This is a genomic window from Nostoc sp. (assembly GCF_036917095.1).
In the GTDB taxonomy this organism is placed as follows: Bacteria; Cyanobacteriota; Cyanobacteriia; order Cyanobacteriales; family Nostocaceae; genus Nostoc.
On the sequence record NZ_JBALFH010000044.1, the window covers coordinates 737334 to 760380 of the forward strand.

17 protein-coding genes are annotated in these 23047 nt (G+C 41.7%); 10 read left to right on the forward strand and 7 right to left on the reverse strand.

All coding sequences use genetic code 11. From position 1 onward, the window contains the following. The first annotated feature begins 158 nt into the window (after positions 1–158). From V7L01_RS27710 to V7L01_RS27735, 6 genes are all read left to right on the forward strand, one after another. Positions 159–1337, forward strand: a complete 1179-nt coding sequence (locus tag V7L01_RS27710) for a response regulator (protein ID WP_335040526.1) — start codon at positions 159–161, stop codon at positions 1335–1337. A 395-nt stretch (positions 1338–1732) separates the two neighbouring features. Next, positions 1733–2098, forward strand: coding sequence for a response regulator transcription factor (locus tag V7L01_RS27715; protein ID WP_012412195.1), 366 nt, complete (start codon positions 1733–1735; stop codon positions 2096–2098). 13 nt (positions 2099–2111) lie between these two features. Beyond that, positions 2112–2642: a chemotaxis protein CheW gene (locus V7L01_RS27720; RefSeq protein WP_335040528.1), complete on the forward strand. Its 531-nt coding sequence runs from the start codon at positions 2112–2114 to the stop codon at positions 2640–2642. A 14-nt stretch (positions 2643–2656) separates the two neighbouring features. Beyond that, a complete protein-coding gene (locus V7L01_RS27725) occupies positions 2657–5599 on the forward strand; it encodes a methyl-accepting chemotaxis protein (RefSeq protein WP_335040530.1) in 2943 nt (980 codons plus the stop codon). 91 nt (positions 5600–5690) lie between these two features. Then, the gene (locus V7L01_RS27730; protein WP_335040532.1) at positions 5691–11693 is read left to right on the forward strand and encodes a hybrid sensor histidine kinase/response regulator; all 6003 of its coding nucleotides are present in this window, start codon (positions 5691–5693) and stop codon (positions 11691–11693) included. Between the two features lie 986 nt (positions 11694–12679). Continuing rightward, positions 12680–13024, forward strand: a complete 345-nt coding sequence (locus tag V7L01_RS27735) for a DUF1815 family protein (RefSeq protein ID WP_335040535.1) — start codon at positions 12680–12682, stop codon at positions 13022–13024. Between the two features lie 426 nt (positions 13025–13450). Here V7L01_RS27735 and V7L01_RS27740 read toward each other — a convergent pair whose 3' ends face one another. Next, on the reverse strand, positions 13451–15520 hold the full coding sequence (locus V7L01_RS27740; protein ID WP_335040537.1) for a CHAT domain-containing protein: 2070 nt from the start codon (positions 15518–15520) through the stop codon (positions 13451–13453). Between the two features lie 116 nt (positions 15521–15636). Here V7L01_RS27740 and V7L01_RS27745 point away from each other — a divergent pair, with 116 nt between their 5' ends. Then, positions 15637–16137, forward strand: coding sequence for an acyl-CoA thioesterase (locus tag V7L01_RS27745; RefSeq protein WP_335040539.1), 501 nt, complete (start codon positions 15637–15639; stop codon positions 16135–16137). Positions 16138–16253: 116 nt separating this feature from the next. Here the strand turns inward: V7L01_RS27745 and V7L01_RS27750 are convergent, their stop codons facing one another. From V7L01_RS27750 to V7L01_RS27770, 5 genes are all read right to left on the reverse strand, one after another. Further along, on the reverse strand, positions 16254–16451 hold the full coding sequence (locus V7L01_RS27750) for a hypothetical protein (protein WP_335040541.1): 198 nt from the start codon (positions 16449–16451) through the stop codon (positions 16254–16256). A gap of 419 nt (positions 16452–16870) precedes the next feature. Then, positions 16871–17503 (reverse strand): hypothetical protein, encoded by a 633-nt coding sequence (locus V7L01_RS27755; RefSeq protein WP_335040543.1) that lies wholly within the window; start codon positions 17501–17503, stop codon positions 16871–16873. Positions 17504–17599: 96 nt separating this feature from the next. Beyond that, on the reverse strand, positions 17600–18040 hold the full coding sequence (locus tag V7L01_RS27760) for an AAA-like domain-containing protein (RefSeq protein WP_335040545.1): 441 nt from the start codon (positions 18038–18040) through the stop codon (positions 17600–17602). A 77-nt stretch (positions 18041–18117) separates the two neighbouring features. Continuing rightward, complete coding sequence (locus V7L01_RS27765; RefSeq protein ID WP_335040547.1) at positions 18118–18507, reverse strand: type II toxin-antitoxin system VapC family toxin; 390 nt, start codon at positions 18505–18507, stop codon at positions 18118–18120. Then, the gene (locus tag V7L01_RS27770) at positions 18497–18706 is read right to left on the reverse strand and encodes a DUF2281 domain-containing protein (protein WP_221708583.1); all 210 of its coding nucleotides are present in this window, start codon (positions 18704–18706) and stop codon (positions 18497–18499) included. The genes V7L01_RS27765 and V7L01_RS27770 overlap by 11 nt, the downstream gene beginning before the upstream one ends. A 222-nt stretch (positions 18707–18928) precedes the next feature. Between V7L01_RS27770 and V7L01_RS27775 the strand changes: the two genes are divergently transcribed. Continuing rightward, complete coding sequence (locus V7L01_RS27775) at positions 18929–19138, forward strand: hypothetical protein (RefSeq protein ID WP_335040549.1); 210 nt, start codon at positions 18929–18931, stop codon at positions 19136–19138. Positions 19139–19350: 212 nt separating this feature from the next. On the opposite strand, the gene dxr is transcribed toward V7L01_RS27775, so the two are convergent. After that, entirely contained in the window at positions 19351–20547 is a 1197-nt protein-coding gene (gene dxr / locus V7L01_RS27780; protein WP_335040552.1) for a 1-deoxy-D-xylulose-5-phosphate reductoisomerase, read from the reverse strand. 219 nt (positions 20548–20766) lie between these two features. Here dxr and V7L01_RS27785 point away from each other — a divergent pair, with 219 nt between their 5' ends. After that, the gene (locus V7L01_RS27785) at positions 20767–21369 is read left to right on the forward strand and encodes a hypothetical protein (RefSeq protein WP_335040554.1); all 603 of its coding nucleotides are present in this window, start codon (positions 20767–20769) and stop codon (positions 21367–21369) included. Between the two features lie 337 nt (positions 21370–21706). Beyond that, a complete protein-coding gene (locus V7L01_RS27790; protein ID WP_335040556.1) occupies positions 21707–23014 on the forward strand; it encodes a mannosyltransferase family protein in 1308 nt (435 codons plus the stop codon). Positions 23015–23047 lie beyond the last annotated feature (33 nt).

The following is a 23047-nucleotide window of genomic DNA, read 5'->3' on the forward strand; positions in this document are numbered from 1 at the left end:
GAAAGATAAAGGTTTATAGTTTAATGTATTCTCGGATGAGAACAAAAAACAGGGTAATAATCTTACCAATACTCGATAATCAATACTTAAAGAAGAAGCGAGAATTCAGAATTCGCAATTCAGAATTCAGCAATACTTAAGGAGTAATTTTTAGATAAATGCAGGGAAATTTAAATGAAATTGATATTTGCAGTATCCTGCAATTGATTGAGTTGGGACAGCGAACTGGGCAACTATGGGTGGAAGCTCATAGCTCTCACCATAACACCAAACTGGGTGGAGAGGGAGGTAGTAAATATCGCCCCAAACAACAGTCTTGGTTCGTTTTTTTCCTGAATGGTCAAATTATCTATTGCCAAGAAGGCGAGAGTCGTTTATCCAGAATTAACGATTATTTGCGTCATTACCGAGTTGAGATGCGACTCACCGACAAACAAATTGCCTCCCTACCATCCGACGCGCCAGAGTATGCCTATCTGTGGGCACTTTTGGAGCGGAATATCATTAACCCAAAAATAGCTGGTAGTATCATTTACGGCTTGGTGCATGAAACTCTCTTTGACCTGTTGAGCTTACACCAAGGTAACTTCATTTTCCATCAGGGTGTAGCACTTGCCCCGCAATTAAACACTTTCGAGATTGCTCCATTTGTTACAAAAATTACGAAGCAGGTGCAAGAGTGGAAGCAGCTGTATCCACACATTCAGTCTCCAGAACAATTGCCAGTGCTATCTGACAAACAGTTACAATCCTCGCTACCAGAAGCAACCGTGAATAAGCTACGACATTGGGCTGATGGTAAAACAACCTTGCGTCAACTGGCTCGCTATCTCAACCGAGACATTTTGACAGTCGCTAAGGCAATATATCCATATGTGCAACAGAGTTGGCTACAGCTAGTATATCCAGATACAACTGAACTCAATATACACACGGATAGTGGGGAATTGCAGGGAAAACAGAAGGGGCGGATAGTATGTATTGACGATGCGATCGCTATCGGTGAGACTATAAATTCCATCTTACAACCACAAGGTTATGAAGCGATCGCCCTCACCAATCCCTTAGAGGCACTGAGTTTGGTTTTTCAACTCAAACCGGATTTAATTTTATGCGACATTGCCATGTCGGAATTGGAGGGGTACGAGGTTTGTGCCATGCTGCGACATTCAACAGCATTTCGGCTCATACCGATTATCATGCTTACTGGTAAAGATGGATTTATCGATCGAGTCAAAGCTAGGATGGTCGGGGCTACAGATTATTTAACAAAACCATTTACAGACACTGAATTACTCATGCTCGTAGAAAAATATATCAACACAGACTCTCAATAGTACAGGACTTACGCAAAATAAAAAACGAACCGCATAGACGCAAAGCGTCTACTCTTCGAGTTCTCCAACGGAGTACCCGCAGGGTAGGGCGCAAAGGAATAAGAGTTTCAGAGAGTTATTGCGTAAGTCCTATAGTACATGAGGGAGGCAGTAGGGTTTTGGGGTTTCCCCAAGTGGAGCAACTGCCATTATCGGGCACATAAAAAGATCCTAGATTTGTTGATCTACTAAAAGATCGGGTAAAAAATGTTATCACAGAGTCAGCCAACTCAGTGAAACGTCAATATCGAGAAAAATAGTGAAAAACTAGAATTAATTTATACAGTTAATACTTGCGGAGGAATCAGGGAATGTTCCAAATAGGAACGTCTACATCAGGAGGTAAATAGACATTTATGAGTACAGTTCTGATTGTGGAAGACAGTATCGCGCAAAGGGAGATGATTACAGACCTCCTGAAAGCAACTGGCCTAACAGTAACCCATGCCAGTGACGGATTAGAAGCATTGGAGGCAATTCAAGTAGCACCTCCCGATTTAGTGGTATTGGATATTGTCATGCCCCGGATGAACGGCTACGAAGTTTGTCGGCGCTTAAAATCCGATCCTAAAACCCAAAATGTCCCTGTGGTTATGTGTTCTTCCAAAGGCGAAGAATTCGATCGCTATTGGGGCATGAAACAGGGAGCAGATGCCTATATAGCTAAACCGTTTCAACCAACTGAGTTGGTGGGAACAGTCAAACAACTGCTGCGAGGATAAGGATAAAAGCAATATGGTCAGCAAACCGGACTTTTTAAGTGGCAGTGGTCAAGACCATTTCCGACCTGAATTACAAGTAGAAAGTCCTGAAGGTGAGTTACATTTGAGGTTTTACATTCCCTCGCATCAGGAGTTTGCACTACAAGCAACTGGCATTCGGGAGGTAATTGAACTAAGTCCTGATAGAATCACCCCGATTCCTAATGCTTCTCCTTTACTTTTGGGTACTCTAAATTTACGAGGTCGAGTTATTTGGGTGGCTGATTTGGGTCAATTTCTTGGGGAAGCAAGTGCATTAAACACGGATAGAGCTGAAATTCCGGTGATTGCCATTGAAGAGCAAGACACAATGGTGGGTTTAGCAGTAGAGGAAATCGGTGGTATGGACTGGCTGGATGTCCAGAATCTCATGCCACCAACTAATGTTCCTGATACTATGGCTCCCTTTTTACGTGGAGAGTGGTTACTAGGTACTAAAACTAACCAGTGTCTACGACTGCTCGATCAAATAGCGATTTTACGGAGTGCGCGGTGGGCAGGATGAAATTGGAGGAGGAAATGGCAGCAAGTATTGATAATTACGAGCCAACATATCAACAGGCGATGACCGCCTATGTTCAAAGGAATTATGAGGTTGCCGCCACTTTAGTTGACCAAGTGGTGCAAAATTTACCAACTGACCCTAACTCCCATTTGTTAAGGGGTCACATCTACTATGTTTTACAGCAGTACGATGTAGCAAAAGAAGAATATCAACAGGTATTACTATTGACTGACGATCGAGAAATTATTGCTTTTGCCAATAATGGAATTGAGAATATCAATCAATATTTACAGTCATTCGGTGGGGAGATTGATACATCAAATAGTCAAGAGCAAATAAGTTCCTCAGATATGTCTGATGCACTGGCATATAGCGAACAAGAATTAGAAGATTTGGGCGCTAGTGAGGACTTTGACAGCAATAACCTTGATTTGAACTTTTTTGGAGAGCATCAAGAAACTCTGAATGGCATTGAAGAAATATCTTCAAAAAGTCCATTTGACATGCCCACAGAAGATAGTATTGGAACAGTAAAAATATCAGATTCTTCTACACCTTTTGGTGACGATCCTTTTGCATTGGATGAAGAATTAGAGGAACAAGAGCCGAATAGCAACTGGGAGGAAAAAGCAGAATTAGAGTTACCTGCTTTTTGGCAGGAAGATATGTCAGAAGATGTTCTGGAAGAATCATTAGTAAATAGTCCTTTCTCAGATAATGGGATAAATGCCGATCGCGGAAATTCAGCTATTGACAATAATAACTCTTCATCTTCTAATTCAAAAACTGGTAATAGCGAGAATAATTTACCTGATTTTTTGAGCGAACCAGAATCTCCAGAGCTTAGTAAGGAGAATTTAGAATATAAAAAATCTAGTTTTGGAGACGAAACCTTATTGATTGTTGAAGAAGAACTTAGAAATGGTTCGTCTACAACTAATAACTTGAAATACAGCAATGAGAATGATTTACCGGAAACCGCAGCACATAATTGGTTAAAACCAAAAAATGTGGGAACAGGATCAGCTTTTCAGCCTGATTTACTTGAGGATTCTTCATCTTTTAGTAGCAATCTCCCTCTGGAAGAAAAGCAGCTTAAATCAGGTAAAGTCATAAATACAAACAGCTTTGAAGATGATGAAAATTTTGATATAGAAGCATTTGAGTCTGCCTTTGGGTCAGAAGAATTAGGCTCTTATGAAGACTCAAACAATATACTAAATGGAGAAAATTCTAAGAGCAATATTGAGTTTTTAGATGACTTTGAGGAATTTGACGATTTAGGCAACATTCCAGGGTTTGACCTGATTGAAGGAGATTCTAACTTCGGCGATCTAGCAATGCATTCTACTCCATCAGAAACCAGTGGCAGTGGACGCCCTAAAGTCGCGGAAGCTTTTCCAAGTAATGCGGCTAGCGATCGCGAAGAGGAACTATTCACGATGACTGGTTCCCATGAAGCCGTTCCAGTCTTTAGCCAAACAGATATCTCGAAACTAGAACCCAACGTCAGCATTGAGCAGGGATGGTTAGCACCATTAGAAAATGCTTCTATTGAACGGAAACAATGGCTAATTGCTGGAAGTGTGGGCATCGTCTCAGCGCTGGTTGTAGCCACAGTTAGCTTTGTCGCCACTACATTTTCTCCAGCCCAACAACGAGAATCAGTACGAAACACAGGTTGGGCAATGTCGCTAGCATCTGGGATTGCAGGTTTTGCTACCGCAGGCTTCATGGGGAATCTGGCGCTTAAACAAATTCGGCGCACAACAAACGATCTCCAAACTCAGTTTGAGGCTGTACGTCAAGGAAATCTGAATGCTCAAGCCACAGTGTTTTCCGAAGATGAATTGGGGCATTTAGCCACTGCCTTTAATGAAATGGCGCGGGTAATTTTCACGACGACAAGTGAAGCCCAACGGAAAGCTGATGAACAAGAGGAAGCCAAAGAAAACCTGCAACGTCAGGTTATTCGCTTATTGGATGATGTCGAAGGAGCTGCTAGAGGCGATTTAACAGTCCAAGCGGAAGTGACAGCCGACGTACTGGGAGCCGTAGCTGACGCCTTTAACCTGACAATTCAAAACCTGCGGGATATCGTTCAACAGGTAAAAGTGGCGGCGAAGGATGTGACCAAAGGTGCAACCAACTCCGAAACCTTTGCTAGAGCCTTATCTGGTGATGCTTTGCGCCAAGCAGAAGAGTTGGCAGTAACGCTGAATTCTGTACAGGTAATGACTGACTCGATTCAGCGGGTAGCAGAGGCAGCACGGGAAGCTGAAACCGTCGCTCGTGATGCTAGTACGATCGCTCTCAAAGGTGGCGAAGCAGTAGAAAATACCGTGGCGGGGATTTTAGAAATTCGAGAAACCGTTGCCGAAACCACTCGGAAAGTGAAGCGGTTAGCGGAATCTTCCCAAGAAATTTCTAAAATTGTGGCGTTGATTTCCCAAATTGCTTCCAGAACAAACTTGCTAGCACTCAATGCTAGTATTGAGGCGGCAAGGGCAGGAGAAGCTGGACGCGGGTTTGCGATCGTAGCAGATGAAGTACGCCAGCTAGCAGATAAATCTGCTAAATCCCTGAAGGAAATTGAACAAATTGTGATGCAAATCCAAAGCGAAACAGGCTCTGTAATGACCGCAATGGAAGAAGGCACACAACAAGTAATTAAAGGTACAAAATTGGCAGAAGAAGCCAAGCGATCGCTCGAAAATATTATTCAAGTGGCGAATCGCATCGATATTCTTGTGCGCTCCATTACCAGCGACACTGTGGAACAAACGGAAACCTCCCGCGCCGTTGCTCATGTAATGCAGTCAGTAGAACTCACCGCCCAAGAAACTTCCCAGGAAGCACAACGAGTTTCAGGTGCCCTACAACACTTAGTTGGTGTATCCCGTGACTTGATCGCCTCCGTTGAACGTTTCCGAGTGGAAACTATGGAAACCAGATAAATTGTCATTTGTCCTTTGTCCTTTTTTATTTGCTAATGACCAATGACTAATGACCAATGACCAATGACCAATGACTAATGACTAAAAAACTATGCTGCCGGAACAACAACAGCGGATTTTGGGTTACTTTATCGAAGAAGCCAGGGATCACCTGAATACCATTGAGCAGGGGTTGCTGAATTTAGAAGGTACCCTGAACGACCCGGAAATGATCAGTGAAGTCTTCCGGGCGGCTCACTCCATCAAAGGAGGAGCGGCGATGCTTGGATTGACTAGCATCCAGCATACCTCCCACCGTCTGGAAGATTGTTTCAAAGTTCTCAAAGATAATCCGGTTCAGATTGACCAAAAGTTAGAGTCTTTATTTCTCGGTGTATCTGATACCCTAAAATCGCTGTTAGAGCATTTGAGCGGGCCATTTGGTCTTTCCGAAGATGCAGCTAATACTTTGATGTCAGAAACTGAGCCAGTCTTTCAATGGCTGTATCAGCATTTAGAACTACTTGTAGAACAAGGAAAGAGTGGAGTAGCCAGCAGTCCTGACGCAACAGAACTACACACAACCTCTGTAGAGAATGTCTCCACACTGACAGAAATGTTCTTTCGGCCAGATATTTCCAGTTTGGCAGAAGACACCCATCAGGTATCTTCAGAAATATCTGGCTCGGTAGCACCCCAGGAGGTGCGAGACGCTACGCGAGACGCTCGCGGACTCGCTAACGCTGCGCTATCGCCAGTCACCGCCAAAGAAAATAATAATTGGAGCGAATTTCAAGCCCAGGTGCTGCAAAGACTGCGGGAAATGTTGCAACTGTTTAAGCAAACAACAACACCCTCAACTCGACAAAACCTTCAGCAATGCTGTTACCAGTTAGTCAAACTTGGTGAGACTTGGAATTTATCTAAGTGGTGTGGTTTGTGTCAAGCAGCAGCCAGTGCGATCGGCAATCCCGAAAATACTTATTTGACTTTAGCTAAAATTGTCATTACCGAAATCAAGCAAGCTCAAGAATTAGTCCTGCAAGGTAGGGAAACTGAAATTGCAATTAGTCAGCAACTAGAAGCACTTTTGAGCTTTGCAGAAATTGATTTATTAGAAATTACCCCTGATTTGTTTGACGATCGGTCTGCGGTTTTGACAGAATCATTAACTATATCAGAGCCAATTTTATCTGGTAACACCGAGCCATTACTCATAACTAACTTAGCCCAAACAAGTGACGAACAAAATCTAGACGAGGATATTACTGTTAGCCCCTATCTTCAGCGACAAGAGACATCACTAAACGCTACAACTCACACTAGTCTTGCTTTCACGGCACATGAAGAAGCGCATCCAATCAGTAGCAATCTTGACCCCAATGGCCCAGAGGTAGGAATAGCTGAGTTAAATACGCTTGCCGATTTATTTGCAGGTGAGACTCCCGAACTAGATGAAAGCTGGCATCAAGAAGAAACCTTAGATATTGTTGCCTCCGATGACTTTGGAATTGATTTCAGCAGCACTGATGCTGAGGACGCTCATAGCGATTTATCCGATTTCCTCTCTTTTGATGAAGTTATAAGCAACGAGCAACACCCAACAACCACAGCCACGACAGAAGATTTATCCCTGTTATTTGGCGAAAACTTCCTAGAAAAGGAGAATTCAGAACCGCAAAATCAAGAAACATCTGCTACGACTCTAGAGTTAAGCGATATTAACGTACTTAATATAAATTTAGATTCTTATACTGCTGATAATTTAGAAGAATTTGCTGAGATTCCTAGTGATACAAACCAGCCTCTTGGAGAAATTGGCCAAAATAGTGTTAAAGAAAACGCTGTTGTTGAAGATTTGTTGACACTGGCACTAGATGATGATATAGAACTATTGCCTACAGGCGAAGTGACTCAACCAGAAACTGAGGCGTTCGTCGGAGACGTTGGCGCAGCCATCGCCAGTGTGGAACTATCTACCAACCAACAAAATAGTTTTGATAACTTATTCTTAGAAAGTAAAAATGCAAATTGGGTAGAAGAAATTACCCCTAGTGACTACATAGAATTACCCCAGCAAACAGGCTTGTCTTTGGACAACCCGTTTGTTGAAATGGAAGAACAGACACTACTACCGACAAGCGAACCAGAAATTGGTGATTTATTTGATACATCATCACCAACAGCACCTGAGTTTTCTCAATCAGAAAACGATCTGAGCAACTTCTGGAACCAAGAAACCACAGACGAACAGGACGAATTCAATTCCTTAATTGAGCAGAATGTGGAGAGGGCGTTAGAGGAGAGTTTGTTTGCGGCGGCTGATGACATTTTTGCTAACAGTCAGCAGTCCACACCTTCTCCTATAGCCGGTTTTGGCATAGAAGAAGATTTTGACATCAATTTCCAGCAGCAAGAGCAGCTAGATTTGATATTCTCATCAGATTCTGGAGATGATTTATTTGATGAGTTAGCACCGAGTAACTTAACTATTTCCCCTGCAACCAACGATGGTGTACAGCCCTCCACGCCGGAAACGCCGTTGTTCGCGCAGCATTCAGGGGAAGAAATTATCGGGCGATCGCAACAACCAGAAGCTTTAGATTTTGTTCCAGAATTTACTAATCAGCCCCCAGAGATATCTGCTGTCGATCTGGAATTTAATCCATTCAGTTCTTTCGATGAAAACACTGATGAGAATCCGCAACTGCTGTTTGAAGATGTAGCTACACATGACTCCACCTATATTCAGATGGACACCACAGAGAATCCTGTGGATATATCAGAAACCATCAATTTTGGAGAAACTTCAGATTCAGCATCAGCCCAAGCACAGCCAGATGATTTGTTCAGCTCTTTCGATGAAAGTCTCCAACTGCTGTTTGAAGATGTAGCGACACATGACTCCACTTATATTCAGATGGATGCCACAGATAATGCTGTGGATGTATCAGAAACTATCAGCTTTGGAGAAAATTCAGATTCAGCATCAGCCCAAGCACAGCCAGATGATTTGTTCGGCTCATTCGATGAAAATCCGCAACTGCTGTTTGAAGATGTAGCGACACATGACTCCACCTATATTCAGATGGACGCCACAGATAATGCTGTGGATGTATCAGAAACGATCAGCTTTGGAGAAAATTTAGATTCAGCATCAGCCCAAACACAGCCAGATGATTTGTTCGGCTCATTCGATGAAAATCCGCAACTGCTGTTTGAAGATGTAGCGACACATGACTCCACCTATATTCAGATGGACGCCACAGATAATGCTGTGGATGTATCAGAAACGATCAGCTTTGGAGAAAATTTAGATTCAGCATCAGCCCAAACACAGCCAGATGATTTGTTCGGCTCATTCGATGAAAATCCGCAACTGCTGTTTGAAGATGTAGCGACACATGACTCCACCTATATTCAGATGGACGCCACAGATAATGCTGTGGATGAACTATCAGCTACAGAAGTTTCTCTAGATTTCAGTTTTGAGGAAGCTCCAGCTTCACCCCAGACAAGCTCAGAAGTTTTAGATACTGAGGGGAGCAATAACTTAGAAACTGCCTTTGAGTTCCCAGAAAACACAGATTTTGAAGGTATAGAGCTGGGTTTTGCAAATGATTTATTGTTTACAGAAACTGCTCTGCCAGAAACAGCAAACCAGGAAGAATTAGGAGAAAACGCGGCAACAATTGGCTCACAATCTGTCAATGACTTCACACAAACGGTTATTCAGGAAGATGTAGAAACCGATTTGTGGGATCTAGGAGAAATATCTGAAGCTGTACCAGTGTCAGAGGTAGAAAATGCTCTTATTGCCTCAACTGAAGAATTGGCAACGACAGAAACCATTGAAGAAGTTGCTCCAGAAGCTGATGAATTTGCAGACTTGGCAGCATTACTAGGAGAGGAAGTAGCACCCATCCCCAAAGCTAAGTCAATACCAGAAGTAGATTTTGCTGCGCTGGAAGACTTGCTAGGTACAGATAACGACAGCAAGCGCCAGCCCTTCAAGACTCAACCAGTCTTGGCTAAAACTACTATTCCATCACCAGTCATAAAAGATGAATTTGGTGACTTGGAGAAGTTGCTGGCAGAAGCAGATCAAACAATATCTCATTCACCACTAGTAAAATATAACGCCAATAAAACTACCGGCCCCTCTACTCGTCGGGCTGCAAGATTTGAAGAAACGATGAAGGTTCCAGTTAAGCAACTGGACGATATGAGTAATTTAGTTGGAGAGTTGGTGGTAAATCGCAATACCTTAGAGCAGGATCACGAACGGCTGCGACAGTCATTAGATAACTTGCTGATTCAGGTACAACAACTCTCGGATGTGGGCGCAAGGATGCAGGAGTTGTACGAGCGATCGCTCCTAGAAGCCTCTCTGTTAGCTGGACGCAAAAAGAAAGACTCCGGCTTTCAAGCACCTGATTCCAATGCCGATAGGGGTTTTAGCGAGCTAGAAATGGATCGCTTTACTCCCTTCCATACACTCTCCCAGCAGATGATTGAGCGCATTGTGCGAGTGCGTGAGTCGGCAAGTGACATTGATTTTGTGACCGAAGAAACCGAGCGAGTCGCAAGGCAGTTCCGCCAAGTAACCACTCAGCTACAAGAGGGATTAACAAGAGCGCGAATGGTGCCTTTTGCCCAAACTATCGATCGCTGGCGGCGAGGAGTGCGTGACAATGCCATTAAATGTGGCAAACAAGTAGAGTTGGCGATCGAAGGTGGCGATACCTTAATTGACAAGATGATTTTGGATCATCTTACCGATCCATTAACTCATATGCTGAATAATGCGATCGCTCACGGCATTGAAACCCCAGAAGAAAGGCAAGTTGCTGGTAAACCTGCCGTAGGAATCATTACTATCCGTGCCTTCCACCAAGGCAACCAAACGATCATTTCTGTAGGCGATGATGGCGCAGGCATCGATTCAGCGCAGGTTAAGGCTAAGGCAGTGAAGATTGGCATGATTACACAAGCGCAGGCAAAAGCCATGTCTCGCCTGGAGGTCTACGATCTGCTGTTCCAGTCTGGTTTTACAATTAAAGACCAAGCAGATGAAATTTCTGGCCGTGGCGTGGGGATGGACGTAGTGCGTTCCGAGATTAGCGAAATTCGGGGGACAGTGAGCACCGATTCTGCGATCGGTAAGGGAACCACCTTCACCATTCGTCTGCCACTGACTCTGAGTATTTGTAAAGCTCTCTGCTGCGTCTCCGATCGATCTAGAATTGCTTTCCCGATGGACGGTGTAGAAGATACGCTGGATATACCAGTCAAGAATATTCAGCACGACGCCAATGGGCAATCATTTATTTCCTGGCGCGATACGGTGTTGCCATTCCGACCTCTGAAGGAACTTTTAACTTTCAATCGGCAAATCAGTCGCGGTAATGTCTATGGGGGTACGCGAGATGATGATATGGTTTCTGTCGTTGTGGTGCGATCGGCAAATACCCTGATTGCTCTACAAATTGACCTGGTGTTGAGCGAACAAGAAATTGTAATTAAGCAATTTGAAGGCCCAGCGCCTAAACCCATTGGTGTAGCAGGTGCTACAGTCTTGGGTGATGGTCGCATTATGCCTATTGCTGACGTGCTGGAAATCATTGACATCTTCCAAGGGCGGATTTCTACACAAATTGGTGGCAATTCTTGGCAACAGAAAGGTACTCCTCCAGACACCTCTCCTGCGAAGATCGATCCAACAGTGTTGATCGTCGATGACTCGATTACAGTCCGAGAATTGCTATCCCTGACGTTTAACAAAGCAGGTTATCGCGTAGAACAGGCGCGTGACGGTCAGGAAGCTTGGGATAAACTCCGCTCCGGTCTGCCTTGCGATATTGTATTTTGCGATATCGAAATGCCCCGCTGCGATGGTCTGGAGTTACTCTCTCGCATCCAGAAAGACCCCAATCTCAACCACCTACCGATCGCTATGCTCACCTCGCGGGGTGCAGACAAGCACAGACAAATTGCAGCTCAACTAGGTGCTAGTGGCTACTTTACCAAGCCTTATCTCGAAGAAGCTCTACTTGAAGCTGCGGGGCGGATGTTGAAAGGGGAAAAACTTGTTAGCACTACAAATAATGTTTAGTAAGCAATAAAAAAGACCTTGGCAGTAAACCTGTCAAGGTCTTTTACTTAAAGGAGATAAAAATTAAAATATAGCAACCAGCAACCGCCACAGCGCTTAGGGCACTAGTACACTATGGCGGAAGTTTACCTGCCTTTAAGCAGTCGCTCAAGCCCCAAGTCTTGTATAAAAAATAATTACTCTGTTTGAATAAATAATCAAAATATACTATAGATGCATTTAATTTGGTAAAAGCAAACTAAGATAAGAATCTTTCCAAATTTCTGTGCTTTGGTTTGTATAACTTTTCTAAAGTAAACCCAAAATACCTGGAAATATTGCCTAAATGGCAACATTGCTCTCCTTAGTTTAGATATTGTCTAGTGTTGAGTTTATCGATTGTGGATTATACACTCAGAGTTGTCTATTAATGACGTAGTTTTTGCATAAAAAACTACAGTTAACTAGTTTTTAGTACTGAATATCAAATTTGCACTCTCATCTGCTCAACTTTACATATACAGGAGATAAGAATTCGGTATACCTAATTGTTCTTTTATACCAAAATCTACGTTAGAAAGAGAACAGATCGAACATCTAAGCAAAAGACAGTATAACGATGCAAAACTACTCTATAACCTTTACCAACAGTAAATTTGGCTGCACATGCTCAATAAACACGTAATATGTAGCTTTTCTGTAGTTGACTAGTGGTAGATTTAAGTTACTCTTAAAGCGGATCGCTTCCTGTTAAGAATCTACCCTGACAGAAGTGTATAAAGATATAGTTAAATTTAGCAATTCTGTCCGAGATTTTTAATTTGCAAACTGAATAGTTTGATACGGCGCTCAAAACTCCGATCCACTACCCTAAACAAGGTAGTCAATTAACGACTCAATATCATCTGTCTGGGAAATGTAATGAATAGTTTACAATACCAGTGGGTGAGAAAATCTAAAGAAAATATAAAAGAGACTCAAATAACTGTGGTGTCTGGAGGACAAAAGTGTTTCTGAGACTAGCACATCAACATAGACAATTCGTCCAAGACTTGGTAATGAACCTGCAAGCCTTGGCGATTGTACTAGAGCGGCGTGGGTATCCTGCGTCCTGTTACACCTGTGGCGACCAAATGAATAGTGCATCATTTATGGTTAGCTTGGGTGATAACCATCTGATTCGGTTTTTAGTGTCCGATTACGGGATTACTTGGACGGAAATGCGGGATGACCGCGAATTAATGAAGTTAGAGGGTGCGGAGGCAATTAGCCAATTAGACGAACTGGCTAATATTGTCAAGCAATCTATGCAAACTGATACAGGCTCTAAAACTCTTGCCAAGAAGTATTAAGGTTCCAAAGGTCGATCGCAAATTAGAAATTGATTATCGGTAACTGGCAATCGGTAATAGTGCCCTAGTTAGCGATCGCTCTCACCTATTCTTCATTACCACTCAGTGATTGGCTCGTGGCTAGCCCATCGCACATTTTGTTGTATCTGCCAAAACCTCACGAGCGAGATTTTAAGCCTTTAGCTAGAAGGTGGCAAACCGCACTGCTAATAACAATCAACATAATTAATAATTAGTAATTCATAATTAAAGGATAGGTCAAAAAGGCCTGCAATTATCAAGCAAGCAACCCTATTTTCCTTGGAGCCTGAATCTATTTAGATAATGCAATTATGAATTATGAATTTTTAATGAATTTTCTCGCTGACACATCAGCCACAAGCTTGAAAAAGGCATCCTCTGGCAGAAGTGGAGAACAATCGACAGCTAAAGTCCATTGCCAATTAAAATAAAGGGTGCCCAATAGTACGGCTGGCTAAAATCACTAATTCCTGCTAAGGGTACATTGTGACTGCTTTCCTTCCAGTCTCCAGTAATTAATGAGATTTGAGCTTGTCGTAAAGCTTCAGTTTTAGTTAACTTATCAGTGGAGAGGATAGCATAAAAAGCGCTCATGAGTGCCTGTGTACCACCATCATCCACAGACCACAACGAGGCGATCGCGGCTCTAGCGCCGGTTTGCTGCATCTGATAGCCAAAGCCCAAAATTTCCTCACCGTTACCTAACTTGCCTCCCAAGCCGGTTTCACAGGCGCTCAATACTACCAAATCTACATGGGGGAGCGACCAAGTGGCGACATTTCTAAAGTTAACGCGATCGCCATTCCCAAATAAAATAAACGAATCTTCTGGTTTACCTACTACAAAGGCTGCATGAGTTGCTAAATGGACAATTGTATAATCATCCATTTGGGGTACAGCGGCTTTGGGGCTAAAGGCATCGTTTAAAAGCTTCGTAGTTTCAGGAACCGTAGCTGCTAAACTTTCCACTTCCCGCGTTGCAAAGGGCAAGCCAGCGAAAGCAATCTGCCGATTACCAACCTTGATTTGATAATTACCTTTAGTAAAAGCACCTGCTAAAACCCGCAAAGTAGATTGTTTTGGGGTGTTTAAGTTAGTCAAGCTGGCAGATGTAATGTGATTTACATTGAAGCGCTGCACTAGCCATTGTTTGCCATCATATAAAGCAGTTAAAGGAATGTAGCGTAATTGGTCATCTGGAGCATAAATCAGAGTTTGTGTACCTGAAAGCTTCAGGTCTTTTTCTATCGGCTTAATTAGCCAGTCATACAATTGGCGTGCAGGTGCTTTGATATTTCGACTGGGATTGATTAAAGCTTGGCGGAAAGCACCAATTGTTTGATAAAGGTTTTCACGTTTTACGGCAACGGTGCGATGAATTGGTGGAGATTCAGGGGTTACCAATACCAATTCCAAACTATCTTTTAAAATCAGTGGGTAGAGTAGTGCCGATTTTTGAGGTAATAGCGCCAAATTATCTCGAAGTTCGTTGAGACTCTCCAAATCCAAATTTTGCCGCCTAGCTGTAAGGGTAATTTGCTCTACCTGTGCTTTCACTGAAGGACTATTGATAAATTCGTTAAATCCATCCAGGAGTTGCTGTTGATTTAGGACTAATTGCTCGATCCGTTGTTTCTGTTCGAGCGATCGCTCTTTGGGGGAAATTTTCCGTAGTGTTGTCAGTTCTTTACCCAGCACAACAGCATTATCCAGGGTTTGCTCTAACTTTTGTTTAATTGGTTTTTCTGTTGCCGCTATATTAATACCTTTGACAGTACGTTGATTACCTGGCACATTCTGGAGATATTCCTCTAGTTCTTCAACTTTGAGTAAATCCATTGTCCTTTGCGCTTCAGCAACACGTTCCTGTTTGAGTAATTGTTCGCCCAAAATACGATATGTCTGGCTAACAGTTATGCTATAAGCATCTGGTTGTAGCGTACTAAGTGCTGATGGATTTAAGCGAGCTTTCTCACGATTAATTAAGCAATGTTTGTAGAAAAAAATTGCTAACTCTGGTTTGTTTTGGATATCGAATAAATAACCTATATTACTGTAGGTTTTGCCAAGTCGAACGAGATCCCCAAGTTCTTTGTTAATTAATAGGGCTTGCTGATAGGATTGAAGTGCTTCGGGATACTTTTTTTGGGTTTGGTAGATTCTGCCAATGTTGTTGAATGTTACAGCTTCCCAAGAGCGCTCTCCAAGTTCTCTGCTAATGGCTAATGCTTCCTGTAATCTCTGCAACGCAGCTTTCGATTGACCTTGCCGAGATTCTTTGATAGCTTCTTCGTTAAGCCTTGCAATTTCTGAAAGCTGATTATTCTTGGGTAAAGCTTGAGCTTTTTCTCCGGAGTCGTACCTAAATTTTGCATTTGTGCTTACCTGATTATTTTCTGGGTAAGCCATCCCAAAACTTAGTAAACTAAGTAGAGTTAAAGTAACAACACCAACATACCGGAGATTAGGCTGCATAACAAAACACTCCCTATACTCGGAAGGTAAATATTAAATCAATAAGTCCGGCAGTGCAATTAATTTTTATGCTATTCAATGATTTGGAAAATTTATAGGTGCTGAGAAACTTGAAGATGTCAGAAGAAAAACCCAGCCAACCAAAACTACCACCAACCAGCGCTCTTGACAATCCATCAAGTCATGAATTTGGGAATTGGTTTGAATATCTTGTGAGAGTGCAACCCCACCACACTGACTATGCCGGTCTTGTCTGGCACGGTTCCTATATAGCTTGGATGGAAGAAGCACGGATTGAATGTTTGCGATCTATAGGGGTTGAATTTGCTGATTTAGTCGCGATAGGTTGTGATTTACCAGTTGTAGAACTGTCTGTGCGCTATCACCGTTCAATTCAATTGGGTATGGCAGTAGTGGTAAAAACGCGCATGGCTGAGGTGACTGGCGTCCGAATCAATTGGGATTATGCCATTGTCTCAACTGATGGACAACAATTGTACGTCACTGCCAAGGTTACATTAGTAGCTTTAGATCGCGAAAGAGGCAAGATTATGCGTCAGTTGCCGCCGAGTTTTAAGGATGCATTAGCCAAGATTTCAGCATTAAATAATGATTGACCAATAAAGGTTGTAAACACCACAAAAACTTTGACGCCAGTTACGTCAAAGTTAAAAATTTTGTCATTTCATAATCTATACTTCACTTTTGCTAATGAAAAGTGAAGTATAGATTTTTACTTTACAGTTTGGATCTGCGACATATTTTGAGCAAACTGGGTTACGTAATGCCAAATATCTTGTGGAGTAATGCCAAAACTAATATTTAATAAAACAAGGATTGCCGCAAGAGTTAATGCAGTACTCACGGTTGCTTTCAACAATTTCCATAATATTATGAAGACTATCCAAGCTATAATCAACGTAATAATCATATATATTAATTCCTTAATAATTGCCCTTGTCTGAGAAGGTCTTTATTTAGAAAGGGTAAATTTTTATCTGAAGTCAAAATTACTATTGCTAAAGCTATTAGACCTAATTTGAAATAGATACTAAAGCTAAGATTTTTGTCTAACTGTGCCAATGCCATATTAGCTGAAAATGATCCAATTATTCGGGTAAAAGGCAACTTATTTGGCAATTTGGCAGAATTGCTGGAAAGGCTTTTTTAAAAAACTTGTATCAATAATCACAATATATAAGAGTTAGATTAGGACTCCGATTTGATTTTTGAAAACATCCTGAGACTGAAAAGGCTGTTGTATCAGGGTTTAATTTGAAATTTTGTTCAGAAATCAGACAGGAGTCCTAATAGTTGCTAAAAAAATCTATTCAGCAACTAGTAAGATAATTACTGTATCAACTCGAAGGAGTCAAAAAACTTTCTGACATCACTGACTTGAGGATTTTTATTGCTTCCAACAAAGAGTATATACAACCGTTGATTAACAATAAAAACTCTACCCGTCATAAAAATTCCTTCTTTTTCATCCCACAGCTTCATTTCTATGCCAGGATATGCACCTAGAGTAATATTTTCCTGACTTAGTAATTTTTTCCCATCTTCTAATATCCCTTGTACAGCGAAATCCAATAATTCACTTGAAGGAATCTGAGTCACATCATTGTTAAAGTCAGCATAGCTAACCATAAACACATTTGTTTCATTAGTACTCAGATACATTTTTGTAGACTCAACACCGTCAGGCTTTTCACTTTTATCTGGTGTGATGTCTGAAATTTCCTCACCGGGCATGAGAATAGAGAATTTACCTTCATCTGGAGAGAATTTTTTCCATTCTGGTGCTGGTGCGATACCTTCGGTGCCGCACGCATTGCAGTTCGCACTTGATGTCGGTAATTGGGTTAGATTTAGATTCTGGCTATTTCTTGCATCAACTTTGGGACTATTGAATGTTGCTGCTGATACCAAAACCAAAGCTGTTAGAAGTAATTTGTTGGACTTGATGATTGTTTGTAACATTGAATTGCCTGTTGAACTCGACAATTCCATCATCTACAACTGATACTTGGGTACAAACTGGCGTTGTAATTGAGTTAATTTAGTTAAATAGTCTTTTTAATGACTGCGAAAATATTGACGGTATAACTCACATCTCGGCGTTACTTCATCACCTTGTAACTTTACTAATCCTAGACTATATAATTTAAATCTTATAACATTGGGCAAATGTACTGGACTATTACTAGAAGCAACCTCTTGCATTGCATCCCATAATTCTGGTTGTTGCTGCAAAATAGATTCTAGGCGTTGCAGATGTTTACTATAAATGCCTTCTGCTGTGGCTGCGGTTTGCAAAAATTCCGCTAAATTGATTTCTTGCCGAGCAATTTGATACAGAGCTAAACGCACTAAAAATGGATGCCCTCCCACCAATCCTGTCAACTTTTCTACCTCTATATCGCTCCAATTGAGTTGATGCCGTTGGGCTAAATCCTTTTTATTGGGTTGATGGATTAGTGCGATTGCCTTTGTGATATTGAGGAAGTGCGATCGCATTTATTGTTGAGGGGATGAAGGGCGATCGCGTTTAGTTTGGGTTTGAATGGGATTGAGCTATAAATTCCTAGATTGAACTACCAACGCTCTAACATCAAGCCATCAACATAATCAAAGTCTGTATCATCCGTAACTAATATCCAGCCCTGCTCTAAACATTGTGCCGCAATCCAAACATCATTCATTGGAATTGGTCGTCCCTTCCGTTTCAAAGCCAGTCGGGTTTGAGCATAGACTGCTGCTGTTTCTCGACTTAATGGTAGAACTACACAAGCCTCAATAAACTCCAGATAACGAGGTAAATTTTGTAATGGACGAGTAGAGTTTTCCGCGCCAAAAAGTAACTCCCCCACTACGACGGTAGGTAAAATCACCTCTGGTAATGCTAGTACTCGTGCAACTATCCCATTGTCCCCATTCAAAAAACGCACCGCCACGGAGGTATCCAGAGCAATCTCACCACTCATTTACATCCACCTGACGACATTCTGTGGCGATCGCCCGTTTTAATTCTTGGGCTTCGACATCACTTAAAATACCTGCAAATTTTGCAAGAGGATGAGTTTTGCGTGTTGCTTTTACTCTACGAACAAAATCCAATACTGACTGAACTATATCATCAGGAGCTTGTTCGAGTTCCTGGATCAATTCTTCACGATTTGTCATGCATTCAATTTGTCTTGGCTAGTTCTTTCTATTTTCAGTATATCCAAAGTCCCAAAGCGATCGCATTTTGGTTATTTTCGGGAGAGTGCGATGTTTGACGACAAGCCTCTGTGCGTCTACGCATTTTTGTTGCAGTGGGGAAAATGCGATCGCAAAGCTTAATTTTGGGGAAGTCCTTAGATTAAAATTAATTAATTGTAGTTGTGGCGTACAGTAATTAGCGTGAATTACGAAGAACTCATTAATGATATTAGTAATATTAACAACACAAGTTTAGCTACTGTTGTACGAGCCGTTAACAAAATTTTAACTATTCGTAACTGGTTGATAGGTGCTTGTATTTTTGAGTACGAGCAAAACGGAGTTGATAGAGCCGCTTACGGTCTTGAGAAACAGTTTGATTTTAGTTCGACAAAAAAACGTGATTTTTAAATGGGGTTGATGGGAAAGTGCGATGTCTAACGACAAGCCTTACGGCTACGCATTTATTGGGATTTGTGGGAGGGCACTCCCTTGAGGTAGCTTTTTTTGTACTAATTATCGCCGCTGAATTTAACCGTTAGCCTTCAGCATTAGGCTGAAGGCTAAATAAGAATTGGTCAAGAACCAGAAAATCTGCCTTTTGGGGATATGAGTAAAGGTTTTTATCGCAGAGAAATTATCCGCGAGTGAGTTTCTAACTTTTCAGTTGCGATTAAAACTTCTTGTCTTGCCCATTTATCTGCTGCCAAAATGTCATCTAAAGAGGGATTTGTACGGTTATCATTTTGATGGCGATCGCACACCCATTCGATACACCGGGGAATATCTAAAAAGCGAATTTTTTCATCTAAAAATAAAGCCACAGCTTGCTCATTTGCGGCATTCAACACAGCTGGCATCGAACCACCAGCCTTACCCACAGCATAAGCCAACTGCATACAAGGATACTTCTGGTGATCTGGTTCGCGGAAGGTTAAATTTCCAGCTTTGACTAAATCTAGTCGTTCCCAGTTGGTATAGATGCGATCGGGCCAAGATAGAGCATACAGTAAGGGTAAGCGCATATCCGGCCAACCCAGTTGGGCTAAAACTGAAGTATCTTGCAGTTCAATCAGCGAGTGAATAATGCTCTGGGGATGAATGACAATTTCAATATCGTCATAATCCAACCCAAACAGAAAGTGAGCCTCAATTACTTCCAGTCCTTTATTCATCAAAGTAGCAGAGTCTACTGTGATTTTCCGCCCCATCGACCAATTAGGATGTTTGAGGGCGTCAGCAACGGTTACATCTGCTAACTTTTCTACATCCCAGTCTCGAAAAGCCCCACCCGATGCCGTGAGTAAAATTTTCCGCACGCCTCCCTTTGGTACACCTTGCAGGCATTGAAAGATTGCGGAATGTTCGGAATCGGCAGGGAGTAATTTTACACCGTGTTTTTCGACTAGGGGTAGAACCACAGGGGCCCCAGCAATCAGAGTTTCTTTGTTTGCTAAAGCAATATCTTTACCAGCTTCAATAGCTGCGATCGTGGGTAGCAAACCAGCACAACCAACGATCCCAGTTACAACAGTTTGGGCATCGCCGTAACGAGCAACTTCTATCACTCCAGCGTCGCCACCCAGTAGAATCGGTTGGGGATCGAGGTCAATGATAGCTTCTTTGAGCGCTGGTAATTTATCTTCTGAGCAAATGGCTGCTATTTCCGGTCGAAACTGCCGAATTTGAGCAGCCAACATCTCTACATTGTTCCCAGCTGCCAATCCCACAATCCGAAACTGATCTGGGTACTGAGTGACAATATCTAAAGTCTGAGTACCAATAGAACCAGTGGAACCAACAAGAGTAATCGCTTTCACAATTGCTTAAGGATTTACAGACAACTCCCACTATAAATTGCCGGGGACTCTTTAATAACAGGAATCACTATAATCGATACACTGACGAGGAGGTGAGGGGCAGAAGGAAGGTGTCGGCGTGTCTCTATCTCCTCTTGTCCTCGTCCCTGCGCCAGCCTCAATCCGTTAATTTCAAGGTCTTATAACAGATAAATCTAAAAAAATGCATGAATATTTGCCATGACAAATAAACAACAAGATATGATAAATCTCCTGGATGAAATGTACTGGAATGCAAATTATTCTAGTTCAATAGATTACTTTAGCCAGTTTATAAATGAATTAAAAAAATATGAGCTTGCAGAAATATTAGCTTACCAAGCTAAGTTCCCTTTTCTCTATGTTATTAGCTTTCTTTTATCGACTCCGTTACTATGGATGAATAAGTCGGTTATGGACTGGGTTGTAATTATGTCCGCGTTGAACCCAAGACCAAAACCATTCAAAATAGATATTGAAGATGCAGGTTATATAGATATTCCTTTTCTGTGTAAATACATGAGAGTTAATGCTATAGAACTATTTTTACAACAAGAAATATTCAGTAATCAAGATAAAGAAAAGATACTTCTTTACTCCAATAAAGTAGCAATATTTTTATTTATGGATGAGTTAGATATTGAATTTCTAGATGGTGAGGATTGGGTACATCTGGATCTAATAGAAGTTGCAAAATTAAATCTTGTTTCTAGTGGAAGAATTAATCAATTTCAATATACTGAAGATGAGCTTACGGAATACATACAAAAAGAGCTAAAAGCCTTTTCTATACTTGAGGAGTAATAAAAGCGATTAATCCTGCGTACTATTTTATACAATTGTATTGTATAGTGCGTAAGTCTTAAACTATTTCATCGGCTTTTAAAATACGTCTTCAAGCTGCTAAATTTTCATATAACTAGACAAAAATTATATTTATAAATACTATATTTTAATGATAAATTCTGAGAAAATTGGCAAAAGTAACCAAATAAGAAATAATTTCAAGTAGTTGCGGATTTGTCCAGTTTGTTAATGATGTTGGTGGAGGATTTAATATGCAAAATATTACTCATAAATTGCTGTGTTGCAGCCATAGGTAAAAGGATGCATAAAGGAGTTTGTTGAAGCACTCAATCTTATGGTCAAAGTTCAGATAATTATAAAAAAAGTTTTATGGAAAAATGATTTCCTGTTTCCAGCAGCAATATGGCTTGCCAGCCGAATATTCATCTGGACTGCTATGTTACTGGTTGCACCAAAGCTACCGTTAGCAGCAGAAGAATTTTTGCCCAGTTTTGGCTGGGGGGTTTTTGATGCATGGGATAGTATGCATTATCGAGCGATCGCTACTTCTGGCTATGAATTTGTGAATGACGGCAAGCAACATAATCTTGCCTTCTTTCCCCTGTTTCCCTTAAGTATCTGGGTTTTGATGAAGTTGGGCTTACCGTTTGAATTAGCGGGTACGTTGGTAAACAACTTGGCATTTTTCGCAACGCTTTACTGTTTATACTTTTGGATCAAAGAGCATTATGGCATCAATATAGCGCAGTGGGTTGTTGCTGTGGTTTCCTGGTATCCATCTTCAATGTTTACGGGGGTGATTTACACAGAGGGGCTGTATTTGTTTTTGAGTACATCAGCTTTGCGGGCGTTCGACCGAAGGCATTATGGCTGGACTGCCCTTTGGGGTGCGATGGCCACAGCAACACGTCCTACAGGTATGGCACTAATTCCAGCATTAGCGATCGCAGCATGGAAAGAACGCCGACCACCCATTGCCTATATAGCTGCTTTGACTACCGCTATTGGCATACTTCTATTCAGTTTGTATTGTGCGATTTATTTTGGCAGCCCTTTAGCTTTTATCGAAGCACAGCGGGGATGGCGACCAACTCTGGGGTTTGACTGGCAGGGTTGGTTAAATATGCTCATGCAAATTCTAGTCGGTACAAAGAATTGGCAATATGGTTGGATTCAAAAACCATTTGGCGGCATTCAAGACCCCTGGTATCTCTGGTTATTTGGCGCGATTGTTGCCAGTAGCTATCTTTTATGGCGTTTCCGTCAACATCCTCGTACTGTGAAATTGTTCTATGGCTTTTATGCTTTAGTCTTATTTTTGTTGATTCTGGCAAGCGAACAGTGGATCAATAACTTGCTCAACTTGTTCATGGTTTTGGTTGGTGGCTATGTGTTGTGGCGTTTACACACACAACTAACCGCAGTTACAGTTATTTATGGCTTTTGTGGTATTGGTTTGCTGCTAGCCTCTGGAGGTACTATATCCTTGAGCCGTCTCGCCTATGGTATTGTGCCTCTGAATATAGCCATTGGTGTGCAGCTATCTCGCCATCCTCGTCAGGGATATTTGATATTGGGTGCTTTTGTGATATTACTAGCCAAAATAGCTGTAGGATTTGCCCAAGAGCGCTGGGTTGGTTAGAGGGTTCGATCCATTATTGCTAAGAAGTTGAAT

Coding starts and splice junctions, on each gene's coding strand:
- V7L01_RS27740 (WP_335040537.1), bottom strand. CDS start 15,520: ATGCAGCCTAATCTCCGGTATGTTGGTGTTGTTACTTTAACTCTACTT.
- V7L01_RS27790 (WP_335040556.1), top strand. CDS start 21,707: ATGGTCAAAGTTCAGATAATTATAAAAAAAGTTTTATGGAAAAATGAT.
- V7L01_RS27710 (WP_335040526.1), top strand. CDS start 159: ATGCAGGGAAATTTAAATGAAATTGATATTTGCAGTATCCTGCAATTG.
- V7L01_RS27755 (WP_335040543.1), bottom strand. CDS start 17,503: ATGTTACAAACAATCATCAAGTCCAACAAATTACTTCTAACAGCTTTG.
- V7L01_RS27770 (WP_221708583.1), bottom strand. CDS start 18,706: ATGACAAATCGTGAAGAATTGATCCAGGAACTCGAACAAGCTCCTGAT.
- V7L01_RS27725 (WP_335040530.1), top strand. CDS start 2,657: ATGGCAGCAAGTATTGATAATTACGAGCCAACATATCAACAGGCGATG.
- V7L01_RS27720 (WP_335040528.1), top strand. CDS start 2,112: ATGGTCAGCAAACCGGACTTTTTAAGTGGCAGTGGTCAAGACCATTTC.
- V7L01_RS27730 (WP_335040532.1), top strand. CDS start 5,691: ATGCTGCCGGAACAACAACAGCGGATTTTGGGTTACTTTATCGAAGAA.
- V7L01_RS27750 (WP_335040541.1), bottom strand. CDS start 16,451: ATGATTATTACGTTGATTATAGCTTGGATAGTCTTCATAATATTATGG.
- V7L01_RS27715 (WP_012412195.1), top strand. CDS start 1,733: ATGAGTACAGTTCTGATTGTGGAAGACAGTATCGCGCAAAGGGAGATG.
- V7L01_RS27745 (WP_335040539.1), top strand. CDS start 15,637: ATGTCAGAAGAAAAACCCAGCCAACCAAAACTACCACCAACCAGCGCT.
- V7L01_RS27785 (WP_335040554.1), top strand. CDS start 20,767: ATGACAAATAAACAACAAGATATGATAAATCTCCTGGATGAAATGTAC.
- V7L01_RS27765 (WP_335040547.1), bottom strand. CDS start 18,507: ATGAGTGGTGAGATTGCTCTGGATACCTCCGTGGCGGTGCGTTTTTTG.
- V7L01_RS27760 (WP_335040545.1), bottom strand. CDS start 18,040: ATGCGATCGCACTTCCTCAATATCACAAAGGCAATCGCACTAATCCAT.